Source organism: Streptomyces sp. AK010, from assembly GCF_014207295.1.
GTDB classification, from domain to species: Bacteria; Actinomycetota; Actinomycetes; order Streptomycetales; family Streptomycetaceae; genus Streptomyces; species Streptomyces massasporeus.
The window spans coordinates 451450-467347 of sequence record NZ_JACHCX010000001.1; the positions used below are offsets into that span (position 1 = coordinate 451450).

Annotated in this window: 11 protein-coding genes and 2 pseudogenes; 4 read left to right on the forward strand and 9 right to left on the reverse strand. The window is 71.0% G+C overall.

What is annotated here, in order from left to right:
• Positions 1-285: 285 nt before the first annotated feature.
• From HDC93_RS02080 to sucC, 3 genes and pseudogenes are all read right to left on the reverse strand, one after another.
• Positions 286-447 (reverse strand): annotated as a pseudogene (locus tag HDC93_RS02080) (aldehyde dehydrogenase); the annotation flags it as partial.
• Between the two features lie 300 nt (positions 448-747).
• Positions 748-1629: a succinate--CoA ligase subunit alpha gene (sucD, locus tag HDC93_RS02085; protein ID WP_185006539.1), complete on the reverse strand. Its 882-nt coding sequence runs from the start codon at positions 1627-1629 to the stop codon at positions 748-750.
• Positions 1630-1643: 14 nt separating this feature from the next.
• Complete coding sequence (sucC, locus tag HDC93_RS02090) at positions 1644-2645, reverse strand: ADP-forming succinate--CoA ligase subunit beta (protein ID WP_311774477.1); 1002 nt, start codon at positions 2643-2645, stop codon at positions 1644-1646.
• Here sucC and HDC93_RS02095 point away from each other — a divergent pair.
• The 4 genes from HDC93_RS02095 (at position 2526) to HDC93_RS02110 (ending at position 9129) form a co-directional block, all read left to right on the forward strand.
• The gene (locus HDC93_RS02095; RefSeq protein ID WP_311774470.1) at positions 2526-4217 is read left to right on the forward strand and encodes a thiamine pyrophosphate-dependent enzyme; all 1692 of its coding nucleotides are present in this window, start codon (positions 2526-2528) and stop codon (positions 4215-4217) included. The two genes, sucC and HDC93_RS02095, sit on opposite strands and share 120 nt — an antisense overlap.
• Before the next feature lie 10 nt (positions 4218-4227).
• On the forward strand, positions 4228-5469 hold the full coding sequence (frc, locus tag HDC93_RS02100; RefSeq protein ID WP_185006543.1) for a formyl-CoA transferase: 1242 nt from the start codon (positions 4228-4230) through the stop codon (positions 5467-5469).
• A gap of 4 nt (positions 5470-5473) precedes the next feature.
• Complete coding sequence (locus tag HDC93_RS02105) at positions 5474-7618, forward strand: acetate--CoA ligase family protein (RefSeq protein ID WP_185006545.1); 2145 nt, start codon at positions 5474-5476, stop codon at positions 7616-7618.
• A 122-nt stretch (positions 7619-7740) separates the two neighbouring features.
• Complete coding sequence (locus tag HDC93_RS02110) at positions 7741-9129, forward strand: OFA family MFS transporter (RefSeq protein WP_185006547.1); 1389 nt, start codon at positions 7741-7743, stop codon at positions 9127-9129.
• Between the two features lie 193 nt (positions 9130-9322).
• Here the strand turns inward: HDC93_RS02110 and HDC93_RS02115 are convergent, their stop codons facing one another.
• From HDC93_RS02115 to HDC93_RS02140, 6 genes and pseudogenes are all read right to left on the reverse strand, one after another.
• Positions 9323-10378, reverse strand: coding sequence for a sugar phosphate isomerase/epimerase (locus tag HDC93_RS02115; RefSeq protein WP_185006549.1), 1056 nt, complete (start codon positions 10376-10378; stop codon positions 9323-9325).
• 81 nt (positions 10379-10459) lie between these two features.
• Positions 10460-11878, reverse strand: coding sequence for a nucleotide pyrophosphatase/phosphodiesterase family protein (locus tag HDC93_RS02120; protein ID WP_185006551.1), 1419 nt, complete (start codon positions 11876-11878; stop codon positions 10460-10462).
• On the reverse strand, positions 11875-13044 hold the full coding sequence (gene eboE, locus HDC93_RS02125; RefSeq protein ID WP_185006554.1) for a metabolite traffic protein EboE: 1170 nt from the start codon (positions 13042-13044) through the stop codon (positions 11875-11877). The genes HDC93_RS02120 and eboE overlap by 4 nt, the downstream gene beginning before the upstream one ends.
• Before the next feature lie 3 nt (positions 13045-13047).
• Complete coding sequence (locus tag HDC93_RS02130) at positions 13048-13956, reverse strand: TatD family hydrolase (RefSeq protein WP_185006556.1); 909 nt, start codon at positions 13954-13956, stop codon at positions 13048-13050.
• Positions 13956-14753: an EboA domain-containing protein gene (locus HDC93_RS02135; RefSeq protein ID WP_185006558.1), complete on the reverse strand. Its 798-nt coding sequence runs from the start codon at positions 14751-14753 to the stop codon at positions 13956-13958. Before HDC93_RS02135 ends, HDC93_RS02130 begins: the two co-directional genes overlap by 1 nt.
• Positions 14750-15700: pseudogene (locus tag HDC93_RS02140) on the reverse strand (sugar phosphate isomerase/epimerase family protein); the annotation flags it as partial. The gene HDC93_RS02135 and the pseudogene HDC93_RS02140, both read right to left, overlap by 4 nt.
• Positions 15701-15898: the final 198 nt, after the last annotated feature.

A 15898-nucleotide genomic window follows, 5' to 3' on the forward strand; every position in this document is an offset into this window, starting at 1 on the left:
GCGTCATGTCGCGACGTCTTGAGACGCCGGACCGCGTCATGTCGCGACGTCTTGAGACGCCGGGCCGCGTCATGTCGGACCGCACGGACAGGCGCACCGCACAGGCAGATACGGCGCAGCAAACGGACACGGCGCAGCTCACGGACACGGCACACCGCGCCCCGCGTGCCGGCCCGCTGCCGGCCGTCGGACTGCCATGGCGTCCGACGCCGGCCCTCTCATCGCCGCCCCACGGGGAACCGGCGTCGGGCGCACCCCCCTGTGTCAGGGCAGCAGCTGGTACTCCGGGAAGTTGCCCGGCAGCCGCTCCCCCTGCGGTCCTCGCGTCACCGCGCGCACGAGCAGGAGGACCCGGTCGTCGCGGAACGCCTCGGGGGCGACGGCGAGACAGCGCCGCCACGCGTCGGGCCAGGACGTGCCGGACTTGAGGGTGAGGGTGGGTGCCATGGGGTTGCTCCGCTCTCGGCACACCGTCGGGGGCGGGGAAATGCGCGTGGGGTGGCCTGGTGATCGGTGATCGGCCGGGGAAGGCGTGGGGTGGCCACCCCGGTAATCGGCCAGGGAATCGGTGCGGATGGGTCGGCAGTCGGCCAAGGACTCGGTGCGGGTGAGCCAGCGATCGGCCAAGGAATCGGTACGGGTGAGCCAGCGATCGGCCAAGGAATCGGTACGGGTGAGCCAGCGATCGGCCAAGGAATCGGTACGGGTGGGCCGACGATCGGCCGGGGACTCGGCGTGGGTGGCCCGCTAGCGGCCTTCGAGTCGCGCGAGCACCAGTTTCGCCGTCTCGGTCGGTGTGCTGCCCACGCTCACCCCGATCGCCTCCAGGGCCTCCTTCTTCGCGGCGGCCGTGCCCGAGGAGCCGGACACGATCGCGCCCGCGTGCCCCATGGTCTTGCCCTCGGGTGCGGTGAACCCGGCGATGTAGCCGACGACCGGCTTGGTGACGTGCTCGCGGATGTACGCCGCCGCGCGTTCCTCCGCGTCGCCGCCGATCTCCCCGATGAGGACGATCAGTTCGGTGTCGGGGTCGTCCTGGAAGGCGGCGAGGCAGTCGATGTGCGTGGTGCCGACGACGGGGTCGCCGCCGATGCCGACGCAGGTGGAGAAGCCGACGTCGCGCAGCTCGTACATGAGCTGGTACGTCAGCGTGCCGGACTTGGAGACCAGGCCGATGCGGCCCGGTTTGGTGATGTCGGCCGGAATGATGCCGGCGTTGGACTGGCCGGGCGTGATCAGGCCCGGGCCGTTGGGGCCCACGATGCGGGTGCCTTTGTCCTTGGCGTACGCGGTGAACGCGACGGAGTCGTGGACGGGGATGCCCTCGGTGATGACGACGGCCAGGCCGATGCCGGCGTCGGCGGCCTCGACGACGGCCGCCTTGGCGAAGGCGGGCGGCACGAAGAGGACGGTGACATCGGCTCCGGTGGCGCGCATCCCGTCGGCGACCGAGCCGAAGACGGGCACGGCCCGGTCGTCGAAGTCGACGGTGCGGCCGGCCTTGCGCGGGTTGACGCCGCCGACGACGTTCGTGCCCGCCGCGAGCATCCGCCGCGTGTGCTTCATGCCCTCGCCGCCGGTCATGCCCTGGACGAGGACCTTGCTCTCCTTGGTGAGGTAGATGGCCATGGCGTTCCCTCTCCTCAGGCCGTGGTGGCGAGTTCGGCGGCACGGGCGGCGGCGCCGTCCATGGTGGTGACCTGCTGGACCAGCGGATGCGCGTGCTCGTCGAGGATGGCCCGGCCCCGGGCCGCGTTGTTGCCGTCGAGGCGCACGACGAGCGGTTTGGTCAACCGGACGGTCTCCAGGGCCCGCACGATGCCGTCGGCGACCGCGTCGCAGGCGGTGATCCCGCCGAAGACGTTGACGAAGACGGATTTCACGGCCGGGTCGGAGAGGATGACCGACAGTCCGTCCGCCATGACCTGGGCGCTCGCTCCGCCGCCGATGTCGCAGAAGTTGGCGGGTCGCGCACCGCATCCCGCGACCACGTCGAGCGTCGACATGACGAGCCCCGCGCCGTTGCCGATGATGCCGACTACGCCGTTCAGCTTGACGTAGTTGAGGCCCTTCGCGGCGGCGGCCGCCCCGAGCGGGCCGTCGTGCTCGGTGTCGTCCGCGCCCCAGCGTGCCTGCCGGAAGCGGGCGTTGTCGTCGAGGGTGGCCTTGCCGTCGAGAGCCAGGATCCGGCCCTCCTTGGTGCGGACGAGCGGGTTGACCTCGACGAGGACGGCGTCCTCGCGGACCAGGACCTCCCACAGGCGCACGAGGACGTCGACGGCCTGCGACGGCAACCCGGCCGCGTCGGCGATCTCGGTGGCCTTGGCCGAGGTCACTCCCTCGGCCGGGTCGACGAGGATGCGCGCGACCGCCTCCGGCCTCGTGGCGGCGACCTCCTCGATCTCCATGCCGCCCTCGGCGGAGGCGATCGCGAGGAAGCGGCCGGCCGCCCGGTCGAGCACGTAGGACACGTAGAACTCGTTCTCGATGTCCGCCGGTTGGGCCAGCATGACCTTGCCGACCGTGTGGCCCTTGATGTCCATGCCGAGGATCTGGCGTGCGGTCAGCTCCGCCGCAGCCGGGTCGGCGACCAGTTTCACACCGCCGGCCTTGCCGCGCCCACCGGTCTTCACCTGGGCTTTCACCACGACCCGGCCACCGTCGACGAGGGCATCGAGGTCGTCGACGTACGCCACGAGCAGGTCGCCGCCCACGCCGCCGACGGTTACGCGCGCATCACCGGCAAGCCCGGCTGCGCGGTGGTCACCGCGGGACCCGGGACGACCGACGCCGTCACCGGTGTCGCCAACGCTTTCCGCGCGGAGTCCCCGATGCTGCTGATCGGCGGTCAGGGGGCTCTCACCCAGCACAAGATGGGGTCCCTCCAGGATCTTCCGCACGTCGACATGATGAACCCCATCACCAAGTTCGCGGCGACCGTGCCCGACACCGCCCGCGCCGCGGACATGGTGTCCATGGCGTTCCGCGAGTGCTTCCACGGCGCGCCCGGCCCCTCCTTCCTGGAGATCCCGCGCGACGTGCTGGACGCCAAGGTGCCCGCGTCCAAGGCGCGCGTGCCGCAGGAGGGCGCCTACCGTGCCTCGACCCGCTCGGCCGGCGACCCCGAGGCGATCGAGAAGCTCGCCGACCTGCTGGTGCACGCCGAGAAGCCGGCCATCCTGCTCGGCAGCCAGGTCTGGACGACCCGGGGCACCGAGTCGGCCATCGAGCTCGTCAGGACCCTCAACGTCCCCGTCTACATGAACGGCGCGGGACGCGGCACCCTCCCGCCCGGCGACCCGCACCACTTCCAGCTCTCACGCCGGTACGCCTTTTCCGACGCCGACGTCATCGTCATCGTCGGGGCTCCCTTCGACTTCCGCATGGGCTACGGCAAGCGGCTCTCGCCGGACGCGACCGTCGTGCAGATCGACCTGGACTACCGCACCGTCGGCAAGAACCGCGACATCGACCTCGGCATCGTGGGAGACGCCGGGCTGGTGCTGAAGTCGGTGACCGAGGCGGCCTCCGGGCGCATCAACGGCGGTGCGTCCAAGCGCAAGGAATGGCTGGACGAGCTGCGGGCGGCGGAGCAGACCGCTCTGGAGAAGCGGCTGCCGAACCTGAAGTCCGACGCCTCGCCCATCCACCCCTACCGCCTGGTCAGCGAGATCAACGACTTCCTCACCGAGGACTCGATCTACATCGGCGACGGCGGCGACATCGTCACCTTCTCCGGGCAGGTCGTGCAGCCCAAGTCGCCCGGGCACTGGATGGACCCGGGTCCCCTCGGCACGCTCGGCGTCGGCGTCCCCTTCGTGCTCGCGGCCAAGCAGGCGCGGCCCGACAAGGAGGTCGTGGCGCTCTTCGGTGACGGCGCGTTCTCCCTGACCGGCTGGGACTTCGAGACCCTCGTCCGCTACCACCTCCCCTTCGTCGGCATCGTCGGCAACAACTCCTCCATGAACCAGATCCGCTACGGCCAGGCCGCCAAGTACGGCGAGGAACGCGAGCGGATCGGCAACACCCTCGGCGACGTCCGCTACGACGAGTTCGCCCGGATGCTGGGCGGCCACGGCGAGGAGGTCCGCGACCCCGCCGACATCCGCCCGGCCCTGCGGCGCGCCCGCGAGTCCGGCAAGCCGTCGCTGATCAACGTCTGGGTCGACCCGGACGCGTACGCCCCCGGAACCATGAACCAGACCATGTACAAGTGAGGTGCCCCCGATGAACGCTTCGTCCACCAAGGCCCTCGAAGGCATCCGCGTCCTGGACATGACCCACGTCCAGTCCGGGCCGTCGGCGACACAGCTGCTCGCCTGGCTCGGCGCGGACGTCCTCAAGCTGGAGGCTCCGACCGGCGACATCACGCGCAAGCAGCTGCGTGACCTCCCGGGCGTCGACTCCCTCTACTTCACGATGCTCAACTGCAACAAGCGGAGCATCACCCTCAACACCAAGACCGGGCGCGGCAAGGAGATCCTCACCGAGCTGATCCGGCGCTCCGACGTCATGGTCGAGAACTTCGGCCCGGGCGCGGTGGACCGGATGGGCTTCACCTGGGACCGCATCCAGGAGATCAATCCACGGATCGTCTATGCCTCCATCAAGGGGTTCGGCGAGGGCCCGTACACCAACTTCAAGGCGTACGAGGTCGTCGCGCAGGCCATGGGCGGGTCGATGTCGACCACCGGCTTCGAGGACGGGCCGCCGCTGGCGACGGGGGCCCAGATCGGGGACTCGGGGACGGGTGTGCACGCCGTGGCGGGCATCCTCGCCGCGCTCTACCAACGGGAGCGCACCGGGCGCGGGCAGCGGGTCAACGTGGCCATGCAGCACGCCGTACTCAACCTGTGCCGGGTGAAGCTGCGGGATCAGCAGCGCCTGGCACACGGGCCGCTCGCTGAATATCCCAACGAGGACTTCGGCGACGAGGTTCCCAGGTCCGGAAACGCGTCCGGCGGCGGGCAGCCCGGCTGGGCGGTGAAGTGCGCGCCGGGCGGCCCGAACGACTACGTGTACGTCATCGTGCAGCCCGTCGGCTGGCAGCCGCTCAGCGAGCTGATCGGCCGGCCCGAGCTGGCCGCCGACCCCGAGTGGGCGACGCCCGAGGCGCGGCTGCCCAAGCTGGGCAAGATGTTCCAGCTGATCGAGGAGTGGTCCTCGACGCTGCCCAAGTGGGAGGTGCTGGAGCGGCTCAACGCGCACAACATCCCGTGCGGGCCGATCCTGTCCACCCGGGAGACCATCGAGGACCGTTCGCTGGTCGCCAACGAGATGGTCGTCACCGTCCCGCACCCCGAGCGCGGCGACTTCGTGACCGTCGGCAGCCCGCTCAAGCTGTCCGACTCCCCCGTCGACGTGACCAGTTCGCCCCTGCTCGGTGAGCACAACGAAGAGGTCTACGTCGGCGAACTCGGCCTCGGTGACGAGGAAGTGCGCCTGCTCAGGTCGAACGGAGTGATCTGACGTGATGGCGGAAGACCGGGTCCTGCGGGTGCGGTCCCTCCTGGAGTCCGTGCGGGCCGAGGGGCGGACCGCGCTGACCGCGCCCGAGGGCAAGGTGATCGCCGACGCGTACGGGATCGCCGTACCGGGCGAGGAGCTGGCGACGGACGTCGACGAGGCCGTGGCGTTCGCGGCACGCTTCGGCGGGCCCGTCGTGATGAAGATCGTCTCGCCGGACATCCTGCACAAGACCGACGTCGGCGGAGTGATCGTCGGGGTCGAGGGCGCGACCGACGTGCGGGCCGCGTTCCACAAGATCATCGACAATGCGCGCGCCTACAACGCCGACGCGCGCATATGGGGCGTGCAGGTGCAGGAGCTGCTGCCGCAGGGGCAGGAGGTCATCGTCGGGGCGGTCACGGACCCGACGTTCGGGAAGGTGGTCGCCTTCGGGCTCGGCGGGGTCCTCGTAGAGGTCCTGAAGGACGTCACCTTCCGGCTCGCACCGGTGGACGCCGACGAGGCACTGTCGATGCTGGACTCGATCCGGTCGGCGGAGATCCTGCGCGGGGTGCGCGGCCGGGCGGGCGTGGACCGGTGGGCCGTCGCCGAGCAGATCCGCCGGGTGTCCCAGCTCGTCGCGGACTTCCCCGAGATCGCCGAGGTGGACCTCAACCCGGTGATCGCCACGGCGGAGGGGGCCGTCGCGGCCGACATCCGGGTGATCCTCGCCGAGTCGCAGCCCGCGCCGCGCCGGAAGTACTCACGCGACGAGATCCTCGCGTCGATGCGCCGGCTGATGCAGCCGAGCTCGGTCGCCGTGATCGGCGCCTCCAACGAGCAGGGCAAGATCGGCAATTCGGTGATGCGCAACCTCATCGCCGGAGGCTTCGCCGGGGAGATCCATCCGGTGAATCCCAAGGCCGATGACATTCTGGGCCGCAAGGCGTACAAGAGTGTCACGGACGTTCCCAGTGAGGTGGATGTGGCGGTCTTCGCGATCCCCGCCACGTTCGTGGCCTCGGCCCTGGAGGAAGTGGGCCGCAAGAGGATCCCGAACGCCGTGCTGATCCCCTCCGGGTTCGCGGAGACCGGCGAGCACGAACTCCAGGCGGAGATCGTGGAGATCGCCGAGCGGCACGGCATACGGCTGCTGGGGCCGAACATCTACGGCTACTACTCGACTTGGCAGGACCTGTGCGCCACGTTCTGCACGCCGTACGACGTCAAGGGCGGGGTGGCGCTGACCTCGCAGTCGGGTGGCATCGGGATGGCCATCCTGGGCTTCGCCCGCACCACCAAGACGGGTGTGTCGGCGATCGTCGGGCTCGGCAACAAGTCGGACCTGGACGAGGACGACCTGCTGACCTGGTTCGGCGAGGACCCGCACACCGACTGCATCGCGATGCACCTGGAGGACCTCAAGGACGGCCGCGCATTCGTGGAGGCCGCCCGGGCGACCGTGCCGAAGAAGCCGGTGGTCGTGCTGAAGGCCGGGCGGACGGCGGCGGGGGCCAAGGCGGCCGGTTCGCACACCGGCGCCCTCGCGGGTGACGACGCCGTGTACGACGACATCCTGCGGCAGGCCGGGGTGATCCGGGCGCCGGGCCTGAACGACATGCTGGAGTACGCGCGCGCGTTGCCGGTGCTGCCCGCTCCCCAGGGCGACAACGTCGTGATCATCACGGGCGCCGGCGGCAGTGGTGTGCTGCTCTCCGACGCGGTGACGGACAACGGCCTGTCCCTGATGGAGATCCCGCCGGACCTGGACGAGGCGTTCCGGAAGTTCATCCCGCCCTTCGGGGCCGCGGGCAACCCGGTGGACATCACCGGGGGCGAGCCGCCGTCGACGTACGAGGCGACGATCCGGCTGGGTCTGGAGGACCCGCGCATCCACGCGCTGGTCCTCGGCTACTGGCACACCATCGTCACTCCTCCCATGGTCTTCGCGGAGCTCACCGCGCGCGTGGTGGCCGAGTTCCGGGAGCGCGGGATCGAGAAGCCCGTGGTGGCGTCGCTCGCGGGTGACGTGGAGGTCGAGGAGGCCTGCCAGTACCTCTTCGAGCACGGGGTCGTGGCGTACCCGTACACGACGGAGAAGCCGGTGGCCGTGCTCGGCGCGAAGTACCGCTGGGCGCGGGAGGCGGGGCGGCTGGGGGGCGGTACATGAGGTGAGTGAGCGGGGGGCCTGCCGACGGTGCGCGCCGGCAGGCCCCGCGACCCGCACGCGCACGAAAGGCATGGGACAGGGGGCGCTGGCCAGATCTTTCGACGCAAGGGGTGCGACACGACATGACAACGACCGATCTGCCCACAACGGTTCCCTACCGGGAGGTCACCGACGCGAACGGTCGCGTCTACCGCCTCGGTGAGACCGACATCGACATCATGGGCCGCAAGCGCAAGTGGATGGTGATCCTTCCCTGGATCGGCATGATGGGCATCTGCTGCGCCGAGTACGCGTTCGCGTCGGCCGAGGAGACCCTGCACACGGCGCACAGCTGGAACAGCATGCACATCTTCCGGATGATGACCGTCTGGGTCTTCTTCCAGGCCGCGGTGGCCTTCCCCGCGGGCAAACTGCGTGAGAGCGGAAAGCTGCCGGCCCGCTGGGCCATGATGCTCGGCGCCACCGCACCGCTGCTGGGCTACCTGTCCCTCGCCTTCGCGCCGCACGTCGTCTTCGCCTACATCGGCTTCAGCATGTTCAGCGGCATGGGCGCGGGCATGGTGTACGCCACCTGCGTCAACATGGTCGGCAAGTGGTACCCGGAGCGCAAGGGCGGCAAGACCGGCTTCGTCAACGGCGGTTTCGCCTACGGCTCGGTGCCCTTCGTCTTCCTGTTCAACGGCTACATGGACCTGACCAACTTCCGCTGGGTGCTGGTCTCGGTCGGCGTGTTCCTGGCCGGGACGGTCGCGTGCTCCGGCTACTTCTTCAAGGACCCGCCGAAGAACTGGTGGCCCTCCGCGATCGACCCGCTGAACCCGCCGGACGACCCGCGCGCGGCCCGCTCGCTGCGGATGAACCCGCCGGCGGTGCGCCAGTACTCCCCCAAGGAGGCCTGGAAGACCGGCCGGGTGGCCCTGATGTGGTTCTGCCTGGCCTGTACGTCCGGCGTGAACATCTTCGGTATCGCCTTCCAGGTGGAGATCGGCGAGGAGGCCGGATTCGCGGGCGGGATCGTCGCCACCGCCATGTCCTTGAAAGCCATCGTCAACGGCACCGGCCGCGGAGTCATCGGCTGGCTCTCCGACCTGTACGGCCGCAAGCGGTGCCTGCTCGTCGTGTGCGTGATCCTGGGCCTGTCCCAGTACGGCATCCTCTGGTCGGCGAACGCCGAGAACCTTCCGCTGTTCCTGGTCTTCTCGTCGATCTCCGGCTTCGGAGGCGGTGCCATCTTCCCGATGTTCGCCGCGCTCACCGCCGACTACTTCGGTGAGTACAACAACGCGTCCAACTACGGCATGGTCTACAGCGCCAAGCTCGTCTCCGGCCTGGGCGCCGGCATGGGTGCCGTGGTCGTCGGCGCCTGGGGGCACTCCGGTGCCTTCATCCTGGCCGGCTCCATCTCGCTCTTCGCCGGCTGCATGGCACTGTTCCTGAGCCCGCCGGGACGCGACAGGAAGACGGGCCGTATCTCCCCCAACCCGCAACCGCTCGGCGAGGACACAGCCTGACATGACGGCAGATCCGTACGCGGCAGGGGCGTCCGATGCTCGCCGCGGTGGTCTCCCTGCTGCTGCGTCGGCCGGGGCGCGCACCGGCACGGCCGCGGACCCTCGGCTGACGGCCGCAGCCGCAGACCTGAGGAGGCCCCCCGTTCGGGAGGAGGATCCTCCTCAGGTCCGTACGCCGGCCGCACCTCTCCCGTCAGCACTTCTCCCTCAGGGAGTGCAGGTGCGCGCTGGAGCGGCGCGCGAAGGTGAAGGACTCGGCCGGGTTGTCGTGCTCGGCCTGCCAGTGGTGGGCCAGGCGGTGGCCGCGCAGCCGGGTCACGGCGGAGATGAACCGCTGGTAGTCGATGTCGCCGTCGCCGACGTCGGTCATGTTGTAGCCGTACGGGTTCGACGGGTCGCTCTCGCCGTCCTTCACGTGGAAGAGCGGGTAGCGGTCGGGCTGCCGCAGGACGTAGTCCAGCGGCTCGAACGGCGCGGGCGTGCCGTCGGGCCGCTTGGAGAAGCGGAACTGGCCGACGTACGCCCAGTAGATGTCCATCTCCAGGTGGACGAGGTCCGGGTCGGTCTCCTTGAGCAGGATGTCGTAGAGGCGGACCTTGGGGTTGTCGGTGGCGAAGGAGAACTCCTCGGAGTGGTTGTGCTGGTAGAACTTCATGCCCCGGGCCCTGGCCGCCGCCCCGTAGCTGTTGAAGTCCTCGGCGGCGCGCTTCCAGGCGTCGACGGTCGAGCCGTAGCGGAACGGGCCGGAGGCCGTGCCGATGTGCTTGAGGCCGAGGGCCTGGGCGTCGTCGAGGACCTTGGTGAGGTTCTGGGCGAAGGTGTAGGCGTTGGGGTCGTCGGAGTAGTAGCCGACGTGGCTGCCGATCGGGTTCAGGCCGTGGTTGCGGGCCAGCCGCTTGAGCTGGGCGAGCGTGATGGGACCGGCGGAGCCCTGGGTGTATCCGGCGAACTCGACCTCGTCGTAGCCGTACCGCTCCAGTTCGGCGAAGACGGGGCCGAAGCCGAGGGTGGAGACCTTGTCGCGCAGGCTGTAGAGCTGGATGCCGAGGCGGCCGGGCGGCAGGACGGGGCGGCCGCGGCCCTTGGTGCCGGACGTGGTGGCGGGCGTTGCGCTGCTGTTGGTGGCGGCGTTCGCCGGGGCCGCGACGCCGAGCAGGGCGGCGGCGGTGGCGCCGGCGGCCACTCCGAGCATGCCTCGTCTGCTGAGGCGGTGGTTGAGCTCGGGGTCGGGCTGGGAGAAGCGGCTCATGCGTGGAACTCCTCGTGATCGCGGGGCGTTGTCAGTGGTGAGTGCTTCACTTGTGACCAGTCGGTACTGAGGGCTGTGACCTCAGGTGAGACCGGCGAGTCGGAGCAGCAGTGACTTCACATCGGTGGCCGCGACGCGGTCGCCGACAGCACGGGGGGTGGAGCAGATGAGGAGCGGACCGTCGTCGTCGCTCTGCGGAAGGCGGCCGTGGCTGCCGCGAATAGGTGAGGGGTCCAGGGGCACGACCGCCATGCGGTAGCGCATGCCGAGCTTCTTGCGCGCCAGTGCGGTGGCCGCCTTGACCTTGACGTAGGGGTCGAGGGGATCCATGAAGAGTTCGACCGGGTCGTAGCCGGGTTTGCGGTGGATCTCGACCAGCTGCGCGAAGTCGGGCGCGCGGTCGTCGTCGAGCCAGTAGTAGTAGGTGAACCAGGCGTCGGGTTCCGCCACGGCGACGAGCTCGCCCGCACGCGGATGGTCGAGATGGTGGGTCTTCTTGCCCTCGTCGTCCAGGAGTTGGGCGATGCCGGGCAGGCCGTCGAGGGCCGCTCGTGTGGCGTCGAGGTCCTCGGGGCGGCGCACGTAGACATGGGCGATCTGGTGGTCGGCGACCGCGAAGGCGCGGGACGCCATCGGGTCGAGGTACTCCATGCCGTCCTGCGTGTGTACCTCCAGCAGCCCGGCGCGGCGCAGAGCGCGGTTGATGTCGACGTGCCGGTTCACGCGGGTGATGCCGTACTCGGACAGGGCGACGACGGTACGGCCCTCGGCGCGGGCGTCGTCCAGCAGCGGGGCCATGGCGGCGTCGAGATCGGCGGCCGCCTTCAGGGAGCGCGGGTCGTCGGGGCCGAAGCGCTGCAGGTCGTAGTCGAGATGAGGGAGGTAGCAGAGCGTCAGGTCCGGGTGCCGGGTGCGGATGATGTGGCGGGTCGCGTCGATGATCCACCGGCTGGAGACGAGGTCGGCTCCGGGACCCCAGAAGTGGAACAGGGGGAACGTGCCCAGCTTGTCGTTGAGTTCGTCGTGCAGTGCGGCCGGCCGCGTGTAGCAGTCGGGTTCCTTGCGGCCGTCGGCGTAGTAGACCGGACGAGGGGTGACGGTGATGTCGGTGTCGGCGCCCATGGCGTACCACCAGCAGATGTTCGCGACGGTGTAGCCGGGGTGGGCGCGGCGGGCCGCGTCCCAGAGCTTGTCGCCGGCCACGAGCCCGTTGTGCTGGCGCCACAGCAGGACATCGCCGAGCTCGCGGAAGTACCAGCCGTTGCCGACGATGCCGTGCTCCGAGGGCATGGTGCCGGTGAGGAACGTGGACTGGGCGGCGCAGGTGACGGCGGGCAGGACGGTGCCGAGCGGGGCACGGGAACCGGACTGGCCGAGCGCTTTGAGGTGGGGCATGTGGTCGAGGAGACGGGGGGTGAGGCCTACGACGTCGAGGACGAGGAGCGGGGTGGGGCGGGTCGCGGCGCCCGGGTCTGACTGCTCATGGGGGCCGGTGCTCATGGCAGCTCCTTCAGGCCGAGGTCGGTCAGCAGGTCGCGGGCGAGGGCGAGTTCGGCGGCGATGCCCTCGGCGAGCTGGGTGCGGCCCTTGGGACGCAGCTCGGGCGGGAGGGCCTGCCAGGTGTAGGTCTCGACCTCCAGATGGCGGGTGAGCGGGGCCGGGCCGCCGACGAGCCGGGTCAGTGCGGAATTCAGGACCGGAAGGGTGGAGGTGAGGGGCGCGGCGGGGGCCGCGTGCAGGGGGACGTGGAAGTGGGAGCGCCAGGGTGAGGCGTCGGGCAGGGCGTGTCCGGCGAGGGCCTCGTCGAGGTCGTCGGTGGCGCGCAGGCCGGCGGCGGTGGCAGTGCGGGTCTGGTGCAGGAATCGGGGTTCGGCGAAGGCGGCGAGGGCCTCGCGTACCTCGGGGAGATGGGGGTGTTCGGCGTGCAGGGCGGCGGAGAGCTGGGACTTGACGACGGGGACGCCGGCCGCGGCGAGGGCGTCCAGGGCGGTGTGCGGATCTTCGAAGGAGGTGGCGAGATGGCAGGTGTCGACGCAGACGCCGACGCGGTCGTGGCCGATCGCGGTGAGCGGGGCGATGGCGTCGCGGGTCGTCTCGACGACGCAGCCGGGTTCCGGTTCCAGGCCGACGCGGATGGAGCGGCCGGTCAGCTCCGCGAGGGCGTCGAGGCGTTCGGCGAGGGTACGCAACGCCGTACGGGCTCTCTGCGCGGACTCGTCGTCGAACGCGGTGCGCCAGGCGAGGGGCAGGGTGGAGATGGTCCCGTCGGTGACGTCGTCGGGGAGGAGCCCGGCGAGGACGCGGGCCAGGGCGGTGGTGTGGTCCAGGCGTTCCGGGTCGGCCCAGTCCGGCTTGTAGACGCGGTACTTGACCTCCTCGGCACCGAAGCCCTCATAGGGGAAGCCGTTGAGGGTGACGACCTCGAGCCCGCGCCGGTCGAGTTCGGTGCGCAGGCCGCGCAGCGCGGCGGGGTCGGTGACGAGGGCATGGGCGGCGTCCTTGGCGAGCCACAGTCCGATGCCGAGCCGGTCGCGGCCGAGGCGGCGGCGGACGGGTTCGCAGTGGTCGCGGAGCTGGGCGAGGACGCCGTCGAGCGTCTCCGCGGGGTGGACGTTGGTGCAGTAGGCGAGGTGGACGGTGGACCCGTCGGGGTGGCGGAAGCGCATGGTTCACGCCTCCGCGGCGGGGACGGGGGCCGGCGTGCCCGGGCCGGTGTCCGACTGCGGATCCTTCGGGGCACCGCGGAGGATCGAGTTGCCCTCGTGGGTGGCCTCCGTGCCGGTGACGTCGAGGTTCAGGCGGCCGCTGAGCCCGTAGAAGGCGACGGGGTTGCGCCACAGCACCTGATCGACGTCGTCCTCGTCGAAGCCCTCGGCCAGCATCAGGTCGCCGACCTTGCGGGTCTTGAGGGGGTCGCTCTTTCCCCAGTCGGCGGCGGAGTTCACCAGCACCTGCTCGGTGCCATGGGCGCGCAGCAGCGCGACCGTGCGCTCCTCGTCCATCTTGGTGTCGGGATAGACGGAGAAGCCCAGCCAGCAGCCGCTGTCCCTGGCCTCCTTGACGGTGGTCTCGTTGAGGTGATCGATCAGCACCCGGTCCGGGGCCAGTGCGGACTCCCGGACGACGTCGAGGGTGCGGCGCAGTCCGGCGAGCTTGTCGCGGTGCGGGGTGTGCACGAGGGCGGGCAGGCCGTGGTCGGCGGCGAGCTGGAGCTGCGCGGCGAGGGCGGTGTCCTCCGCGGGGGTCATGGAGTCGTAGCCGATCTCCCCGACCGCCACGACGTTGTCCTTGACGAGATACCGGGGCAGCTCGTCGAGGACGGGCAGGCAGCGGGGGTCGTTCGCCTCCTTGGGGTTGAGGGCGATGGTGCAGTGGTGGGCGATGCCGTACTGGGCGGCGCGGAAGGGCTCCCAGCCGAGGAGGGCGTCGAAGTAGTCACGGAAGGAGGCAGGCGAGGTGCGCGGCTGGCCGAGCCAGAAGGACGGCTCGACGACGGCGCGGACACCGGCGGCATACATGGCCTCGTAGTCGTCGGTGGTCCGGGACGTCATGTGGATGTGGGGGTCGAAGATGCGCATCAGGACTCCTTGCCGTGGGGGTGGTCCGTGACAGGGGCCGGGGTGACGGACTCGGTCAGGTCCAGGACGCGGTGCAGATCCTCGGGGACGGTGCGGCCGGCGGCGGTGCGTTCGGCGGCGTAGTCGCCCAGCATCCGGGCCAGTTCGCCGTCGCCGGCGGCGCGCCGGGGCAGGTCCGCCACGTGGTCGACCGGCACGCCGGTGAACAGGCACTTCAGCACGGCGTGACGCCAGGCGTGAGCGGTCAGGTGCCGAGCGGTGTAGGGGCCGACGGCGGCGCTGAGGAGCCGGGTGTCGTTGGTGCGCAGGGCGTCCTCGATCAGCGGGAGCGCGTCCGGTCCGGAGACGAGGTGGGGCAGGGCGTGCAGCACGGCCCGGCGCTCGTCTGCGGTGCCCTGGAAGTACACCCGGGTCAGGGCGTCGATGCCGGCGCGGGCCGCGTCCAGGATGAGGACGCGTGCGGCGTCGGCGTGCGTGGCACCGCAGCGCCGGCCGGCTTCGGCGAGACGCAGCTCCCATACGGAGATGGGCCCGTGGATGCCGGGGTGGGCGGTGGCCTCGTCGAGGGCGTGGTCGAGCCAGGTGCGGGCGGCCGGGTCGAGGTGGGTGGTGAGGTGGTGGCGGAGGTCGGTGAGCGAGGGGGTGGGTGCGGTGCGCGGGGTGGGGTGTGGGGTGCGGGTGCGGGCGTTGCCCGGGGCGGACTCGGGGCTGCGGTCGGTGTCCTTGACGCCTGGCGCTGCCTCGGTGCTCTGGGTGTTCTCGGTTCTCGCCGCTGGCGTGGCGCGGGGACGGGTCATCTGGTGCTGCTCCCCTCAGGGGTGGCGGAGGGAGCGCCGTGGGGTGGCGCGGCCTGCTGGAGGGCCGGAGCGGTGGCAGGCGGCAGGGTGGCCGCGGTCCGCTCGGCATGGCGGAGGAACGGGAGGGAGTGCGCGGCGAAGTGCGGTCCGGCGTGGGAGTGGCGGGGCAGCTCGACGACGGTCAGGCCCTGGTAGCCGGTGGCCGCGAGGGCCGCCAGGACCGGCGGGAAGTCGATCTCCCCGTCCCCGAAGGGGAGGTGCTCGTGGACGCCGCGCCGCATGTCCTCGATCTGGATGTGCCGCAACCACGGGGCGGCGGCGCGCACGCAGTCGGCGGGAGAAAGGGGTTCGAGGCACTGGCAGTGGCCGATGTCCAGGGTGAGGCCGAGGTGTTCGGGGTCGCCGAGGGTGCTGCGGAGCCGGTGGAAGTCGGCCAGGGTGGCGAGGAGGTGACCGGGCTCGGGTTCGACGGCGAGCGGGATGCCCGCGGAGGCCGCGACGTCCAGGACCGGAGTCAGGGTCTCGGCGAGGCGTTTCCATGCGGTGTCCGTGTCGGTGTCCTCCGGGACGACACCGCTGAAGCAGTGCACCGCGTGGGCGCCGAGGTCGGCTGCGACGCGGACGGCCCGGACGAGGAGGTCGGCGCGGCGGACCCGGTCGTCCGGGTCCGGGTCCAGCAAGGACGGGCCGTGCTTGCGGCGGGGGTCGAGGACGTAGCGGGCACCCGTCTCGATGGTGACGCCCAGCCCGAGCGCGTCCAGCCGTTGCGCGACCCGGCGGGTGCGGGCGGCTAGGTCGGGGGCGAGCGGGTCGAGGTGCATGTGGTCGAGGGTCAGTCCGACGCCGTCGTAGCCGAGGTCGGCGAGGAGGCCGAGGGCGTCGTCGAGACGGAGGTCGGCGAGACCGTTGGTGCCGTAGCCGAAGCGGAGGGGAGGAAGGGCGCCGGGCCGTGAGAGGGAAGCGCTGGGTGAGGCGCCGGGCCGGGCAGGGGAGGTACTGCGCGAGGCGCCGGGCCGGGCGGAGGCGGTACCGGGTGAGGCGCCGGGCCGGGCGGAGGCAGTACCGGGTGAGGCGCCGGGCCGGGCAGGGGAGGTACTGCGCGAGGCGTCGGGCCGGGCGGAGGCGGTACCGGGTGAGGCGTCGGG

Coding starts and splice junctions, on each gene's coding strand:
- sucD (WP_185006539.1), bottom strand. CDS start 1,629: ATGGCCATCTACCTCACCAAGGAGAGCAAGGTCCTCGTCCAGGGCATG.
- frc (WP_185006543.1), top strand. CDS start 4,228: ATGAACGCTTCGTCCACCAAGGCCCTCGAAGGCATCCGCGTCCTGGAC.
- HDC93_RS02105 (WP_185006545.1), top strand. CDS start 5,474: ATGGCGGAAGACCGGGTCCTGCGGGTGCGGTCCCTCCTGGAGTCCGTG.
- HDC93_RS02110 (WP_185006547.1), top strand. CDS start 7,741: ATGACAACGACCGATCTGCCCACAACGGTTCCCTACCGGGAGGTCACC.
- HDC93_RS02115 (WP_185006549.1), bottom strand. CDS start 10,378: ATGAGCCGCTTCTCCCAGCCCGACCCCGAGCTCAACCACCGCCTCAGC.
- HDC93_RS02120 (WP_185006551.1), bottom strand. CDS start 11,878: ATGAGCACCGGCCCCCATGAGCAGTCAGACCCGGGCGCCGCGACCCGC.
- eboE (WP_185006554.1), bottom strand. CDS start 13,044: ATGCGCTTCCGCCACCCCGACGGGTCCACCGTCCACCTCGCCTACTGC.
- HDC93_RS02130 (WP_185006556.1), bottom strand. CDS start 13,956: ATGCGCATCTTCGACCCCCACATCCACATGACGTCCCGGACCACCGAC.
- HDC93_RS02135 (WP_185006558.1), bottom strand. CDS start 14,753: ATGACCCGTCCCCGCGCCACGCCAGCGGCGAGAACCGAGAACACCCAG.